General features: G+C 62.0%; 15 protein-coding genes, 1 tRNA gene and 1 pseudogene. 15 read left to right on the forward strand and 2 right to left on the reverse strand.

Annotation, left to right across the window (positions count from 1 at the left end; all coding sequences use genetic code 11):
• The first annotated feature begins 2 nt into the window (after positions 1–2).
• From thiL to DRB19_RS20680, 3 genes are all read left to right on the forward strand, one after another.
• Positions 3–989 (forward strand): thiamine-phosphate kinase, encoded by a 987-nt coding sequence (thiL, locus tag DRB19_RS20670; protein WP_114187938.1) that lies wholly within the window; start codon positions 3–5, stop codon positions 987–989.
• Positions 964–2184, forward strand: coding sequence for an MFS transporter (locus DRB19_RS20675; RefSeq protein WP_114187939.1), 1221 nt, complete (start codon positions 964–966; stop codon positions 2182–2184). The genes thiL and DRB19_RS20675 overlap by 26 nt, the downstream gene beginning before the upstream one ends.
• Positions 2185–2335: 151 nt before the next feature.
• Positions 2336–4459, forward strand: a complete 2124-nt coding sequence (locus DRB19_RS20680) for a sodium-translocating pyrophosphatase (protein WP_114187924.1) — start codon at positions 2336–2338, stop codon at positions 4457–4459.
• A 403-nt stretch (positions 4460–4862) separates the two neighbouring features.
• Here the strand turns inward: DRB19_RS20680 and DRB19_RS20685 are convergent, their stop codons facing one another.
• A complete protein-coding gene (locus DRB19_RS20685) occupies positions 4863–5318 on the reverse strand; it encodes an outer membrane protein assembly factor BamE (protein ID WP_114187925.1) in 456 nt (151 codons plus the stop codon).
• A 104-nt stretch (positions 5319–5422) separates the two neighbouring features.
• On the opposite strand from DRB19_RS20685, the gene DRB19_RS20690 reads away from it, so the two are divergent.
• The 10 genes from DRB19_RS20690 to DRB19_RS20735 all read left to right on the forward strand — a co-directional run bounded on the left by DRB19_RS20690 (position 5423) and on the right by DRB19_RS20735 (position 10995).
• Positions 5423–5974, forward strand: coding sequence for a ubiquinol-cytochrome C chaperone family protein (locus DRB19_RS20690; protein ID WP_114187926.1), 552 nt, complete (start codon positions 5423–5425; stop codon positions 5972–5974).
• On the forward strand, positions 5964–6476 hold the full coding sequence (locus tag DRB19_RS20695; RefSeq protein ID WP_114187927.1) for a YceD family protein: 513 nt from the start codon (positions 5964–5966) through the stop codon (positions 6474–6476). Before DRB19_RS20690 ends, DRB19_RS20695 begins: the two co-directional genes overlap by 11 nt.
• A 176-nt stretch (positions 6477–6652) precedes the next feature.
• Entirely contained in the window at positions 6653–7687 is a 1035-nt protein-coding gene (gene plsX, locus DRB19_RS20700; protein ID WP_114187928.1) for a phosphate acyltransferase PlsX, read from the forward strand.
• The gene (locus DRB19_RS20705) at positions 7662–8675 is read left to right on the forward strand and encodes a beta-ketoacyl-ACP synthase III (RefSeq protein ID WP_373867395.1); all 1014 of its coding nucleotides are present in this window, start codon (positions 7662–7664) and stop codon (positions 8673–8675) included. The genes plsX and DRB19_RS20705 overlap by 26 nt, the downstream gene beginning before the upstream one ends.
• A 119-nt stretch (positions 8676–8794) precedes the next feature.
• Positions 8795–9106: an integration host factor subunit alpha gene (locus DRB19_RS20710; protein WP_114187929.1), complete on the forward strand. Its 312-nt coding sequence runs from the start codon at positions 8795–8797 to the stop codon at positions 9104–9106.
• Positions 9107–9128: 22 nt separating this feature from the next.
• Entirely contained in the window at positions 9129–9617 is a 489-nt protein-coding gene (locus DRB19_RS20715) for a MerR family transcriptional regulator (RefSeq protein ID WP_114187941.1), read from the forward strand.
• Positions 9618–9681: 64 nt separating this feature from the next.
• Positions 9682–9759, forward strand: a tRNA-Pro gene (locus DRB19_RS20720).
• 471 nt (positions 9760–10230) lie between these two features.
• Positions 10231–10467, forward strand: coding sequence for a helix-turn-helix domain-containing protein (locus DRB19_RS31925; RefSeq protein ID WP_162815786.1), 237 nt, complete (start codon positions 10231–10233; stop codon positions 10465–10467).
• The gene (locus DRB19_RS20730) at positions 10464–10706 is read left to right on the forward strand and encodes a hypothetical protein (RefSeq protein WP_114187931.1); all 243 of its coding nucleotides are present in this window, start codon (positions 10464–10466) and stop codon (positions 10704–10706) included. The genes DRB19_RS31925 and DRB19_RS20730 overlap by 4 nt, the downstream gene beginning before the upstream one ends.
• A 31-nt stretch (positions 10707–10737) precedes the next feature.
• Positions 10738–10995, forward strand: a complete 258-nt coding sequence (locus DRB19_RS20735) for a WGR domain-containing protein (RefSeq protein ID WP_114187932.1) — start codon at positions 10738–10740, stop codon at positions 10993–10995.
• A 393-nt stretch (positions 10996–11388) separates the two neighbouring features.
• Here DRB19_RS20735 and DRB19_RS31930 read toward each other — a convergent pair whose 3' ends face one another.
• Positions 11389–11691: an HNH endonuclease gene (locus tag DRB19_RS31930; RefSeq protein WP_114187934.1), complete on the reverse strand. Its 303-nt coding sequence runs from the start codon at positions 11689–11691 to the stop codon at positions 11389–11391.
• A gap of 255 nt (positions 11692–11946) precedes the next feature.
• Here DRB19_RS31930 and DRB19_RS31935 point away from each other — a divergent pair, with 255 nt between their 5' ends.
• Complete coding sequence (locus DRB19_RS31935; protein WP_420870168.1) at positions 11947–12363, forward strand: cyclic nucleotide-binding domain-containing protein; 417 nt, start codon at positions 11947–11949, stop codon at positions 12361–12363.
• Positions 12300–12429, forward strand: a pseudogene (locus DRB19_RS20755) (IS110 family transposase); the annotation flags it as partial. The gene DRB19_RS31935 and the pseudogene DRB19_RS20755, both read left to right, overlap by 64 nt.

A 12429-nucleotide genomic window follows, 5' to 3' on the forward strand; every position in this document is an offset into this window, starting at 1 on the left:
CCATGTCGTGCCACCGTCCCAATGAAGACAGTCTGATCGCCCGATTCTTCGCGCCCATCGCCGCCGCGGGGGGGCTTGGCCTCAAGGATGACGCGGCCTGCCTGACGCCGAAGGCGAACCATGACCTTGTCCTGACAACCGACGCCCTCGTCGAATCCGTCCACTTCCTGCCTGGTGATCCGCCCCGCTCCGTCGCCCGCAAGGCCCTCGGCGTCAACGTTTCGGATTTGACTGCCAAGGGAGCAGACCCAACCGGCTTCCTTCTGAGCCTGGCGTTGCCGGAGGATTGGACTGAGGCTTGGCTGGCCGACTTCGCAGACGGGCTCGGGCAGGCCGCCGGCGATTTCGGGTGTCCCCTTCTCGGCGGCGACACCGTAAAGGCGAGGGGAGCCCTCACCCTCTCGGTCACGGCGCTGGGACAGGTGCCCGCCGGACGCATGGTCCGCCGCACAACCGCCCAGATTGGTGACCTTATCTGCGTTACGGGCACAATCGGCGACAGCGCCCTTGGCCTTGCTCTTCGCTCGGATCCAGCTTGGGCCAAGATCCTGTCAGCGCCCCACAGGGCTTTCCTCGCCGACCGTTATCTCCACCCCCAACCTCGCTGGCGTCTGGCGGCGGCCGTGCGAGCCTGCGCACAGGCCGCCATGGATGTCTCGGACGGTCTTGCGGGCGACCTCGCCAAGATGATGCGGGTGAGCGGCGTCTCGGCCGAGATCGACGGCGACCATGTCCCTCTGTCGGATGCCGCCCGCGCGGCGGTCGAGGCCTCCCCCGGCCTGATCCATCAGGTGATGACCGGCGGAGACGACTACGAGATTCTTTGCACAGTTGCGGAAAAGAACCTCGACAGGTTCAGGAAAGAGGCCGATAGCGTGGATGTGAGGCTGTCCGTCATCGGTCGGGTGGTCGCCGGGACGAGCCTGCCGATCTTCCGGATGTCCGGCTCTGAAAGACGTTATGATGTCGGCTCCTTTTCCCACTTCTAGAGCCCCTGCCGCAGGCGACGCTCTAGCCAAGCGAAACGCCTTGGTGCTCGCGTGCGCCCAGGCCTTCGGTGGGGCGAACCCTGCCATCGTCGTGTCCCTGGGTGGATTGGTGGGGCAGGCCCTCGCGTCCAACAAGGAGTTGGCGACCCTTCCGGTCAGCCTTCTCAATCTCGGGCTCGCGCTCGGTACGATTCCGGCCGCCGTGCTGATGCGCCGAGCGGGGCGGCGCACGGGCTATGTGGTCGGGGCCGGGATCGGCGTGTTTGGAGGCTGCCTCGCGGCCTTCGGCATCGCATCCGCCAACTTCGTGCTGTTCTGCTTCGGTACCCTAATCGCCGGTTTGTATGGCTCTTTCGTCCAGAGCTATCGCTTTGCAGCGACCGATGCCGCCTCCGACAGATTCAAGGCCAGGGCGATATCCTGGGTCATGGCCGGAGGACTGGTCGCCGGGGTGATCGGTCCTCAGACGGTGATCTGGGCGAGGGACTTGATCGAGACGGCGCCCTTCGCCGGGGCGTTCATCGGGCAGGCTGCGCTTGCGCTGATCTCGATGGCGGTCGTATCCGCCCTGCGTCCGACCCCGGTTGTCGATGCACCGAAGGCCGGAGGGCGTCCCCTGAGCCAGATCGTGAGCCAGCCCCGCTTCATCGTGGCCGTGGTGGCCGGGCTCGTCTCATACGGACTCATGAGCTTCACCATGACGGCCGCGCCGCTCGCGATGATCGGGTGCGGGCACCCGGTAGGCGCGGCCGCGCTCGGCATTCAGTGGCATATCCTGGCCATGTTCGGACCAAGCTTCTTCACCGGCAGCCTGATCGCGCGGTTCGGCAAGGCTGCCGTAACGGCGGCGGGGCTTCTCCTGATCGCGCTCTCGGCGGTCGTGGGCCTTTCAGGGATCACCATCGGGCATTTCTGGATCACGCTGATTCTCTTAGGCATTGGATGGAACTTCGGTTTCATCGGCGCAACAGCCCTCGTGACCGAGTGCTACAGGCCCGAGGAGCGCACCAAAGTGCAGGCCGCGAACGATTTTATGGTGTTCGGTTCGGTGGCGATTGCGTCGTTCTCGTCGGGAAAACTGCTGAACGTCGGTGGCTGGGACAACGTGAATTGGGTTGTTTTCCCACCTGTTTTCGTCGCCTTGGGTCTTCTGGCTTGGCAGCGACAAGTAAAAGCTGTCGTACCGGCAGAATAGTTCCTTCCTGTGGAGTCATTCGGAAGTCGCGTTGCAGCTTGCATAGATTTTTGGCAGCGTTTGCGGACTTCGCTGGGGGTAGGGGCCGATCAAGGCTAAAATTCTGGCTTTGACGTGCGGTTTTCTGCTTGCCCATAACAAGGATGGCACAATGGCACTTACCCTAATTATCTTGGGCGGCCTTCTATCGATTGCGTACGGCCTATGGGCCATCAGTGACGTCATGAAGCGTGATGCCGGCTCGCAGCGCATGCAGGAAATCGCAGGAGCGATTGCCGAGGGCGCTAAGGCCTATCTTCGGCGGCAATACATTACGATCGCCATCGTGGGCGTGGTTCTGTTCGCCATTATTGCGTATTTCCTCGGCCTTCGCGTCGCCGTCGGCTTCGCCATTGGAGCGATTCTGTCCGGTGTTGCGGGCTTCATCGGCATGAACGTGTCGGTCCGAGCCAACGTTCGCACCGCGCAGGCGGCCACCCAGTCCCTCGGGGGAGGTCTCGACGTGGCCTTCAAGGCCGGCGCAGTGACCGGAATGCTGGTCGCAGGGCTCGCGCTTCTCGGCGTCGCCCTCTATTTCGGCTACCTGACCGAGATCACCGGGCTGAACCCGTCCGACCGTCAGGTCATCGACAGCCTTGTGGCCCTAGGCTTCGGCGCATCTCTCATCTCCATCTTCGCCCGACTCGGTGGCGGCATCTTCACCAAAGGCGCCGACGTGGGCGGCGACCTCGTGGGCAAGGTGGAAGCTGGAATTCCAGAGGACGACCCGCGCAATCCGGCCACCATTGCGGACAACGTGGGCGATAACGTCGGCGATTGCGCCGGCATGGCGGCCGACCTGTTCGAGACCTACGCGGTGACCATTGTGGCCACCATGGTGCTCGCGGCGATCTTCTTCGCCGGACAGCCCAATCTGGAATCGATGCTGCTCTATCCGCTCGCTATTGGAGCGGCCTGCATCGTGACCTCGATCATCGGCACCTTCTTCGTGAAGCTCGGCCAGAACGAGTCCATCATGGGAGCCCTTTATAAGGGCCTCATCGCGACCGGCGTCCTGTCCGCCGGCGCCATTGCGGCGGTCACCTACTTCATGCTCACCTTCGGTTCCATCCAAGGCGCGGACTTTACCGGCCTGGCATTGTTCTGGTGCGCGATCGTGGGACTTGGCGTGACAGCGCTCATCGTGGTGATCACGGAGTATTATACGGGCGTGGGCTTCCGCCCCGTGCGGTCCATTGCCCAGTCGTCCGTGACCGGTCATGGTACCAACGTGATCCAGGGACTTGCGGTCTCGCTCGAATCCACGGCGCTTCCAGCAATCGTGATCATTGCGGGCATCATCGTGTCGTTCAAGCTCGCAGGCCTCTTCGGCATCGCCATCGCGGTGACGGCGATGCTGGGCGTGGCCGGAATGATCGTGGCGCTGGACGCCTTCGGTCCGGTCACCGACAACGCGGGCGGCATCGCCGAGATGGCTGGCCTGCCGAAGGAGGTCCGCAAATCCACGGACGCTCTCGACGCGGTCGGCAATACCACCAAGGCGGTCACGAAGGGCTACGCGATCGGCTCGGCGGGCCTCGGCGCCCTTGTGCTTTTCGCGGCCTATACGTCGGACCTCAACTACTTCACCCAGAATGCGGCGCAGTACCCGTATTTCCAGGACGTGAGGCCCGACTTCTCCCTGGCGAATCCCTATGTGGTGGTGGGGCTTCTCTTCGGTGGCCTGATCCCGTTCCTGTTCGGCGGCATCGCCATGACGGCGGTGGGCCGTGCGGCGGGCGCCGTGGTCGAAGAGGTGCGCCGCCAGTTCAAGGAGAAGCCGGGCATCATGGCCGGCACCGACCGTCCCGACTATGGACGCGCCGTCGACATGCTGACCCGCGCGGCCATCAAGGAAATGATCATCCCGTCGCTCCTCCCGGTGCTGGCGCCGATCGTGACCTATTTCGTGGTCTACTGGATTGCCGGAAAGTCGCAGGCTTTCTCGGCAGTCGGCGCAATGCTCCTCGGCGTCATCGTCACCGGCCTCTTCGTGGCGATTTCGATGACCTCGGGCGGCGGCGCATGGGACAACGCCAAGAAGTCCTTTGAGGATGGCTTCACGGATTCGTCCGGCACCACCCATCACAAGGGGTCTGAAGCTCATAAGGCCTCAGTCACGGGCGACACCGTCGGCGACCCCTACAAGGACACCGCAGGTCCCGCGGTTAATCCGGCGATCAAGATCACCAACATCATCGCCCTCCTGCTCCTCGCGATCCTCGCACACTCGTAAGGTTCTTGCAGGTTGACATAGCGAACCCGCGGCGAAAGTCGCGGGTTTTCTGCTTTCAGCGGGTCGGGTGTCTCAGGCCTTTGGAAGCAGCCGACTAAGGCTGGACCGGAACTCAATGCATCATCCTGAGAGGCTAGCTCATAGCTCCGACCTCATCCTGAGGAGCCGCGAGAGCGGCGTCTCGAAGCATGCTTCGAGACGTGGTCTCTGGAGACGCCCTCGTCCTTCGAGACGCTTCGCTTCTCAAGATGAGGGCTGCGGAGAGATCGCCCTCTATCGGCTGGTCCCTCAAGTTGCAGCTGGATTGATAATCGGCTGTGCCGACCGCGCCGGGGCGGGGTTCTGACAAAGCAAAATGGCCGGGACAGAGCCCGGCCACCGCAACAGGAATTTTCTGGAAGGATTAAGCGCCGAACGGGTTGAAGTTGTTAGTTCCGCGCAGGATCTGCCCGAGGAAGCTCGATTCCTGGCCGCCCGCGGGGGTCGTGCGGCTGATGAAGTCGAAGACCTGGCCGTCCTGCAGGCCGTAAAGCGCAGTGCGCTCGACCCGCATGTTGTTGTTGAAATAGACCGCCGTGACGCGCTGATCCACCACCTGCTCAGGCATGAACTGGAAGGTGCGGCGTGATTTCTGGCTGATATAGTACCAGGTCTTATTGCCGACGGTGGACACGGTCGACGGCGTGCCGAGGCTCGTGAGTACCTGCTCTGCGTTCATGCCGTTTCTGACCTGGCTGACGGCACGTTCGTCCACCAGATATCCACGCTGGAATTCCTCTCCACCGACGCAGGCGGCAAGGGAGGAGGTGAGGACAGTGGCGGCCGCCAAACGTACGAAGAAAGTGTGATATCGACGCATCGTATGCTTCTTCCAGAATATGCGGCGCGGATAAGCTTGCGCCCGAGGACCGGGATGGCGTACCTCGGGGCTATGAATTTGACAAGGCAGGAAGGGTTAGCGCGTTGATTTTCCGTCTCTTCCGTAAGGACAATCGCCGCATCGCGATCGCGGCCCTTTATGAACGGATCGCCACCGCGTCCCGGGCTCCGGGCCTCTATGCGGGACTTGGGCTTCCGGACACGATCGAGGGGCGGTTCGAATCTCTGTCCCTTCACATGGTCTTGGCCCTGCGCTCCTTGCGCGGGAAGCCGCAACCCGCCGAGGAAGTCGCCCGCGACCTGACGGATGCTTTTTTCCGGGACATGGATGCCTCCTTGAGAGAGATGGGCGTGGGCGACACGGTGGTGCCGAAGCGGATGAAGAAGGTGGCGAGCTCCTTCTTTGGCCGCGCTCATGCCTATGACGCGCCCCTTGATGCCGCCGACCAGGGTGCGCTCGCAGAGGCGCTCGGCCGCAACGCCTATGGGACCGAGGCACCCGCCGCCGCCCTGGCGCGTTATGCTCTGGCGGCCGACCAGGGTCTCAGGATCATCGCGATCGAGACGCTTCTGGACACAGGTCCTGTTTTCCCAAGGCCTGAGGCCTTCGCAGAGGAGGGGAGCCATGACACCTGATACAGTGGGCCCGTTGTCGCGGCCATACGATGTGAAGAACCTCCCCGCAAAGGGAACCGAGGTTCATTTGGCGGCGACCGCCGCAGAATGTGCCGAGCTCGCGAAGGATTTCGGACTGCCCGCGATTCACAGCCTCTCGGCAGATTTCAACCTGCACAGCTCCGCCAAAGGCGTCCACGTGGCCGGTGTGGTGAGGGCAAGGATCACACAGATCTGCGTTGTCACACTCGAGTCCTTCGATTCCGACATCGAGGAGGAGGTCGAGGTCGATTTCGCCGAATCCTCGGGCATGCCGCCCGAACCGCCAACCGAAATGCACGAGTACGAGCCCCCGGACGAGATCGTCAACGGCGAGATCGACCTTGGCACTTTGGCGTCGGAATTCCTGGCGCTCGGTCTCGATCCCTACCCACGAAAGCCAGGGGTCGAGTTCGACTACCGCGACCCGGCCGACGCGGAGGATTCCCCGTTCGCGGCGTTGAATAAGCTGAAGGGTGAATGAGGCGGGAGCCAGATGCAACCGGGGCTGTTTCGGATCCTATAAGCCTGCGTGGCACACGATGCCACGTGGCACACCATGCCACCCCCTCGGGTGCAATGAGAATTCGGTTGCGATACCCCTGCAAACCGGTATTTTCCGCCCCCTGTCGAACGAACTGAAGAGAGAAACGTCCGCTCATGCCAAAGCCAGTGCGTATTTCGCTTGATGCGATGGGCGGCGATCATGGTCCGTCCGTCGTCATTCCGGGCGCGGCGCTGGCCCTGGAGCGCCATCCGGATATTCGCTTCCTGCTCTACGGGGACGAAGCGGTGATCGGTCCGCTGCTGAACACGCAGCCCAAGTTGAAGGAAGCAAGCGAGGTTCGCCATACGGACATCGCCATCAGCATGGACGAGAAGCCGAGCCAAGCCATCCGCATGGGCCGGGGTAAGTCTTCCATGTGGCGAGCCGTGCAGGCCATCCGCGACAAGGAGGCCGATGCCACGGTTTCGGCGGGCAATACCGGCGCGCTCATGGCAACCGCCAAGGTCTGCCTCAAGACCATGGCGCATATCGAGCGCCCAGCGATCGCCTGCATGTGGCCGACGCTGAGGGGTGAGAGCATCGTGCTCGATGTCGGGGCCACTATTGGGGCCGATGCGAGCCATCTGGTGGACATGGCCATCATGGGGGCCGCCATGGCCCGCATCGTGTTCGACCTTCAGCGACCGACCGTGGGCCTGCTCAACGTCGGCACCGAGGAGATCAAGGGGCTGGAGACCGTCAAGGAGGCCGCCCGGCTTCTGCGGGAGGTCAACCTGCCGCATCTCGACTACCGCGGCTTCGTGGAAGGTGATGATCTCGGCAAAGGCACGGTCGATGTGGTCGTCACCGAAGGCTTTACGGGAAATATTGCCCTTAAAACGGCGGAAGGCACCGCCAAGCAGATCGGCGAGTATCTGCGCTCGGCCATGAGCCGGACGCTGATGGCCAAGATCGGCTACCTGTTTGCAAAACAGGCCTTTAATGCTCTCAGGGAGAAGATGGACCCGCGCAAGGTCAACGGCGGCGTCTTTCTCGGCCTGGAAGGCGTCGTGGTCAAAAGCCATGGCGGCACCGACGCGCTCGGTTTCGCCAGCGCCATCGACGTAGCCTATGACATGGCGCACCATGAATTGATGAATACGATCAGGACCATGCTGGAGCATGAGCCGGTCGAGCAACCGGCCTGAGGGCAACAGCTTGAAACGCACCCGTTCCATCGTCCGCGGCGTCGGCTCCTACCTGCCGAAGCGCAAGGTCACGAACCACGATCTCGCCAGCATGGTGGAAACATCCCATGAATGGATCGTCCAGCGCACCGGAATCGAAGCGCGCCACATCGCGGCCGACGACGAAACCACCTCGGTGCTCGGCATCAAGGCAGCGGAGGCGGCCCTGGCCGATGCAGGCCTGACATCGGCCGATATCGACCTGATCATCTGCGCGACCTCGACGCCGGACTATACGTTCCCGTCCACCGCCACCATGATCCAGGCGGGTCTCGGCATGCACCATGGGGCGGCCTTCGACCTGCAGGCGGTCTGCACCGGTTTCGTCTATGCGGTAGCGACCGCCGACAAGTTCCTGGCGTCCGGAGCGCATAAGCGCGCTCTTGTCATCGGAGCGGAAACATTCTCGCGCATCCTGGACTGGGAAGACCGTACGACCTGCGTCCTGTTCGGCGATGGGGCCGGCGCCATCGTGCTCGAGGCGAAGGAAGGCGAGGGCGCCTCGACCGACCGCGGCGTGCTGACCTCCCAGCTGCGCTCAGACGGCCGCTATCGCGACAAGCTCTACGTCAACGGCGGTCCGGGCTCCACGAAGACGACCGGCGTTCTGAAGATGGAAGGCAAGGAAGTCTTCCGTTTCGCGGTCGGCTCAGTCACGGATGTGGTCCACGATGCGTTCGCAGCAACCGGCACGACCGCAGAGGAGCTGAACTGGTTCGTTCCGCATCAGGCGAACAAGCGCATCATCACGGCGAGCGCGGAAAAGCTCGGAATCGCTCCTGAAAAGGTGGTGATCACGGTTGATCAGCACGGCAACACCTCGGCCGCGTCCATTCCCCTCGCTCTGGATGCTGCGTGCAAGGATGGGCGCATCAAGCAGGGCGATCTGGTGATGATCGAGGCAATCGGCGGCGGCTTCACCTGGGGCAGCGCCCTGATCCGCTGGTAGACCGTAGGAAGATTCGACTCCGGGGGCGGCCTTCCACGGTTGACCATACGGAGCCATCTGCATAGCGTCTCCAGAGAAGTCGACAGCAGAAATCATCAACGGGGGCGGGGGAAACGTTCATGGCTGGCAAAACCGTAACGCGCGCGGATCTCAGCGAGGCCGTCTACCAGAAGGTTGGCCTGTCCCGTACCGAATCAGCCGAACTCGTCGAGCGGGTCCTGGGTGAAATCTGCGATACGTTAGCGGCCGGTGAGACCGTCAAGCTGTCCTCCTTTGGATCGTTCATCGTGCGGAGCAAGGGAGAGCGGGTCGGCCGCAATCCCAAGACCGGCGTCGAGGTGCCGATCGATCCCCGCCGTGTCATGGTGTTCAAGCCCTCGAACGTTCTAAAGGCGCACATCAACGGCGAAACCGCCGACTCCGAAGACTGATCCGGCAATGGCGAGCACCGTCATGGACAAGAGCCCTGACGCGTTTCGCACCATCAGCGAGGTGGCCGAGGATCTCGACCTGCCCCAGCACGTGCTGCGCTTCTGGGAAACGCGCTTTGCTCCGATCAAACCGCTGAAGCGTGGCGGCGGGCGTCGCTACTACAGACCCGACGACATCGATCTGCTCAAAGGCATTCGCCACCTGCTTTATGGTGAAGGCTATACGATCCGAGGCGTCCAGCGCATCCTCAAGGCGGAAGGCGTTCGATTCGTGCAGGCGATCGGCCGCGGAGAACAGAGCGTCGCTCCCCAGCAGGCCGACCCGTCCGAGGCCCCGGACGACGACCTCGGGGAGGAGGCTCTTGAAGAGCCATCCCGCTCGCACGGATCGCCTGCCTCCCTTTCGCTACCGGCCCTTCAGGTCTTGCAGGTGGCTCTCAGCGAGCTGTTGGAATGCGATCGGGTGCTCAGCTCGCTGCGCACAGCCATCGAGCCGACCAGCAACGAATAGAACATCACTTTCTGGCCGCGAGAGATTGCGTCCGGCGGCATGTCGGCGTATATGGCGGCTCAGTCGGAGCGTAGCGCAGCCCGGTTAGCGCACTAGTCTGGGGGACTAGGGGTCGGAGGTTCAAATCCTCTCGCTCCGACCATTAAAATCACAAGTATCTCCGTAGGTTAATTGGGCCGCCCATTGGGCGGCTTTTTGTTGTCTGAGCATAGGGGTTCACGGGGGGTTCAAAAGCTGAGTTGAAAGGCCACTGCAAAGCTCGACCATTGCCGAATCAAAGTGGAATTAGATGCCACGAACTTGGAACGGGAGGTGGCCGAGGTGTTCGCGACCGGGGCCAAAGGCGGCCAAGCGCTGGAGGTCGTAACTCGTGCGAAGCGGGATCGCCGATCTAGAGATCTGTGACCGGGGGTTCCTCTGATAATAGGTCAGGGAGTGTGGCCTTCCTCTAACGGCCTCTGAATCGAACCAAAAAACTCTATGCGGCCCTGACCGCCTGTTGCAGAGCATCCGGCGAAGCCAAGGGTCGGGTGAGGGCGGAGCGAAGTGAGATTCCGGCCAACAACGGAGAAGAGCATTGGCGATAGACAGGCCAGAGATCATCGGGGCCAGGTTGAAGGCTCTTCGCGAAGCGCTGGGACACACGAAAGCATCAACCTTCTGTCGATTGGTAGAGATCTCTGATCAAGCCTGGAACCATTATGAGCATGGCCGCCGTCGCATCGGCATTGACGAGGCTGCGAAGGTCATCGCGAAAACTGGTGTTTCACTCGATTGGATCTATCGCGGCGTGGAGCACACTCTGCCTCTGCACATCGCGGAGAAACTCCAACAGGTTAGGGCTCGATGACTCGCAATCCCCGCCGCGCCTACGACGAGCAGGGGAGGGAGATCCCGCCCATGACGCTCGGGAGCATGCGCGAGCAAGGGATCCGCTCGATCGATGCTTGGTGTCGGGCGATCGGCTGCGGGCATGCGTCGACGCTCAACGTCGGTGGCTTGCCCGACCCCCTGCCGGTGCCCGCCGTCAGTCTCAGGCTGCGGTGCTCGCGGTGCGGGAGCCGTGCGATCCGCACGCGGCCCAACTGAACGGAACTGCAAGCGGCTGGCATGGGACGTGATGCCTGACGAACTGGGATCCCCGATCAAGCACCACCCGGTGCTGCACCGGATCGACCCGGAGCAGGGCGTTCGGCGGATCTACAGCCTCATGATCGAGCGCGACCTGCTCGGCACGATTCGGCTCGTCCGCAACCGGGGCCGCATCGGCACCAACGGGCTGAAGCACGTTGAGGTGTTCGCCAGTGAGGCGGAGGCAGGCGATGCCCTAAAGGCGTTCGCCCGGACCAAGCGGCGGCGGGGCTACCAAGATTTGTGAGCCTGCTTTTCCAAAACAGCTCGGGCCTTCAACATGACTTTATAAGTTGAGCTAGGTCCCCACTCGGGAGCCCCCATCGCTTGGGGACTCCCTGTGCAGTAAGGCGAGCGCCAATTGCTCTGATTGTAAGATTAGGATCGGATTGAATCATGTCGATTACGGCTGAAATAGCTTCTTCCTGGGATTCAGGTAGGAATCTTGGGGCCCTGTTATCGTCCATTAAGGCAGGATCAGCCAATCCTTTGGATATGAAATGTTTGAGGGCGCGCCGCACGCTCTGAAGGGTCCACTCTTCAGAACCCGTCTTTGCATTGATCGCCTTGGCGATGTCTGACCACGTCTTGGCTGGACGCATCTGCTGGATGATGGGCAGCCGAATGTCAGCGGTTTCCATCATCCGGAGCAAATATGCTTCCGTTTTTTCTGCCCAAGTTCGCGGAGCAGATTGGGATCACGAGCCAGTAATCGAGGGTTCCCCGGTTTCTTACCATTGGCCTTTGCTCGAGCAATGCCTGCCGCTGTCAGCTTTCGAAAATCCCGGCGCACCATGCCATGAGCCTTCCCATGACGTGAATGACAGAGGGTGATCAGGTTCGTGGGATCATCGCTCCTGCCTGCTGATCTTGGAACAAGGTGGTGGTGCTCCAACCTATCGGTGTTTTCATCGCCACAGGCGACACTGAAATTCAGTATCATGGAGCCCCAATGGCTCAGTTTAGGCTTTTTGTCAGTCTAACTTGATCGACTCTATCGGCACGGAAAACTGACCCGCGATTTCGCATAATTGTCAGTATGGAACTCGCCACGCTGGAATGATTTGCCCGCGACCGCGTTATCTCAGCGGAGGAGGGTGTGGCCATGACCCACGCTCCGCAAGCAGAACACCGCACGAACTGGCTCCTGGCAGCCCTGGAGCCCGAGGACTTTGCGGCTCTGGAGCCCCACCTGGAGATGGTCGAGCTGACCCATAAGCAGGTGCTCTACGAAGCCGGTGATCCCATCCGCCACGCACACTTCCCTCACCACGCTGTCGTGTCGCTCGTGAATGTGCTGGAGGACGGCAACACGGTCGAGGTGGCTCTGTTCGGGCGCGGCGGTGTTGTGGGCCTGCTGAGCGCCCTCGTGAGCCGAGAGGCCTTTGGGCGCTACGTCGTGCAGATGGCCGGCACCGCCTCGCGCATTGCGGTTGAGGCCCAGAATGAGGTGCGCAACGCTCACCCCAAGCTGTTAGGGTGGACGGCCCCCTTACGGCATCGCTGTGCCAGAATGAGGTCGTTGCAGATCTCACACACAGGAGACCGTCCGTGGACCAGATTATTCGCATCGGAATGGACACGTCAAAGCACGTCTTCCAGCTGCACGGCGTGAACGCTGCTGAAGAGCCGATCCTGCGCAAGAAGCTGCGGCGCCAGGACATGGTGACGTTCTTCACCA

This window comes from Microvirga aerophila, assembly GCF_003332305.1.
GTDB classification, from domain to species: Bacteria; Pseudomonadota; Alphaproteobacteria; order Rhizobiales; family Beijerinckiaceae; genus Microvirga; species Microvirga aerophila.

What these genes read in the sequence shown, in the direction of transcription:
- DRB19_RS31935 (WP_420870168.1), top strand. Translation starts at nt 11,947, where the DNA reads ATGGTCGAGCTGACCCATAAGCAGGTGCTCTACGAAGCCGGTGATCCC.
- DRB19_RS20705 (WP_373867395.1), top strand. Translation starts at nt 7,662, where the DNA reads ATGAGCCGGTCGAGCAACCGGCCTGAGGGCAACAGCTTGAAACGCACC.
- DRB19_RS20710 (WP_114187929.1), top strand. Translation starts at nt 8,795, where the DNA reads ATGGCTGGCAAAACCGTAACGCGCGCGGATCTCAGCGAGGCCGTCTAC.
- DRB19_RS20685 (WP_114187925.1), bottom strand. Translation starts at nt 5,318, where the DNA reads ATGCGTCGATATCACACTTTCTTCGTACGTTTGGCGGCCGCCACTGTC.
- DRB19_RS31930 (WP_114187934.1), bottom strand. Translation starts at nt 11,691, where the DNA reads ATGATACTGAATTTCAGTGTCGCCTGTGGCGATGAAAACACCGATAGG.
- DRB19_RS20730 (WP_114187931.1), top strand. Translation starts at nt 10,464, where the DNA reads ATGACTCGCAATCCCCGCCGCGCCTACGACGAGCAGGGGAGGGAGATC.
- DRB19_RS20675 (WP_114187939.1), top strand. Translation starts at nt 964, where the DNA reads ATGTCGGCTCCTTTTCCCACTTCTAGAGCCCCTGCCGCAGGCGACGCT.
- DRB19_RS20735 (WP_114187932.1), top strand. Translation starts at nt 10,738, where the DNA reads ATGCCTGACGAACTGGGATCCCCGATCAAGCACCACCCGGTGCTGCAC.
- DRB19_RS20695 (WP_114187927.1), top strand. Translation starts at nt 5,964, where the DNA reads ATGACACCTGATACAGTGGGCCCGTTGTCGCGGCCATACGATGTGAAG.
- thiL (WP_114187938.1), top strand. Translation starts at nt 3, where the DNA reads ATGTCGTGCCACCGTCCCAATGAAGACAGTCTGATCGCCCGATTCTTC.
- plsX (WP_114187928.1), top strand. Translation starts at nt 6,653, where the DNA reads ATGCCAAAGCCAGTGCGTATTTCGCTTGATGCGATGGGCGGCGATCAT.
- DRB19_RS20715 (WP_114187941.1), top strand. Translation starts at nt 9,129, where the DNA reads ATGGACAAGAGCCCTGACGCGTTTCGCACCATCAGCGAGGTGGCCGAG.
- DRB19_RS20680 (WP_114187924.1), top strand. Translation starts at nt 2,336, where the DNA reads ATGGCACTTACCCTAATTATCTTGGGCGGCCTTCTATCGATTGCGTAC.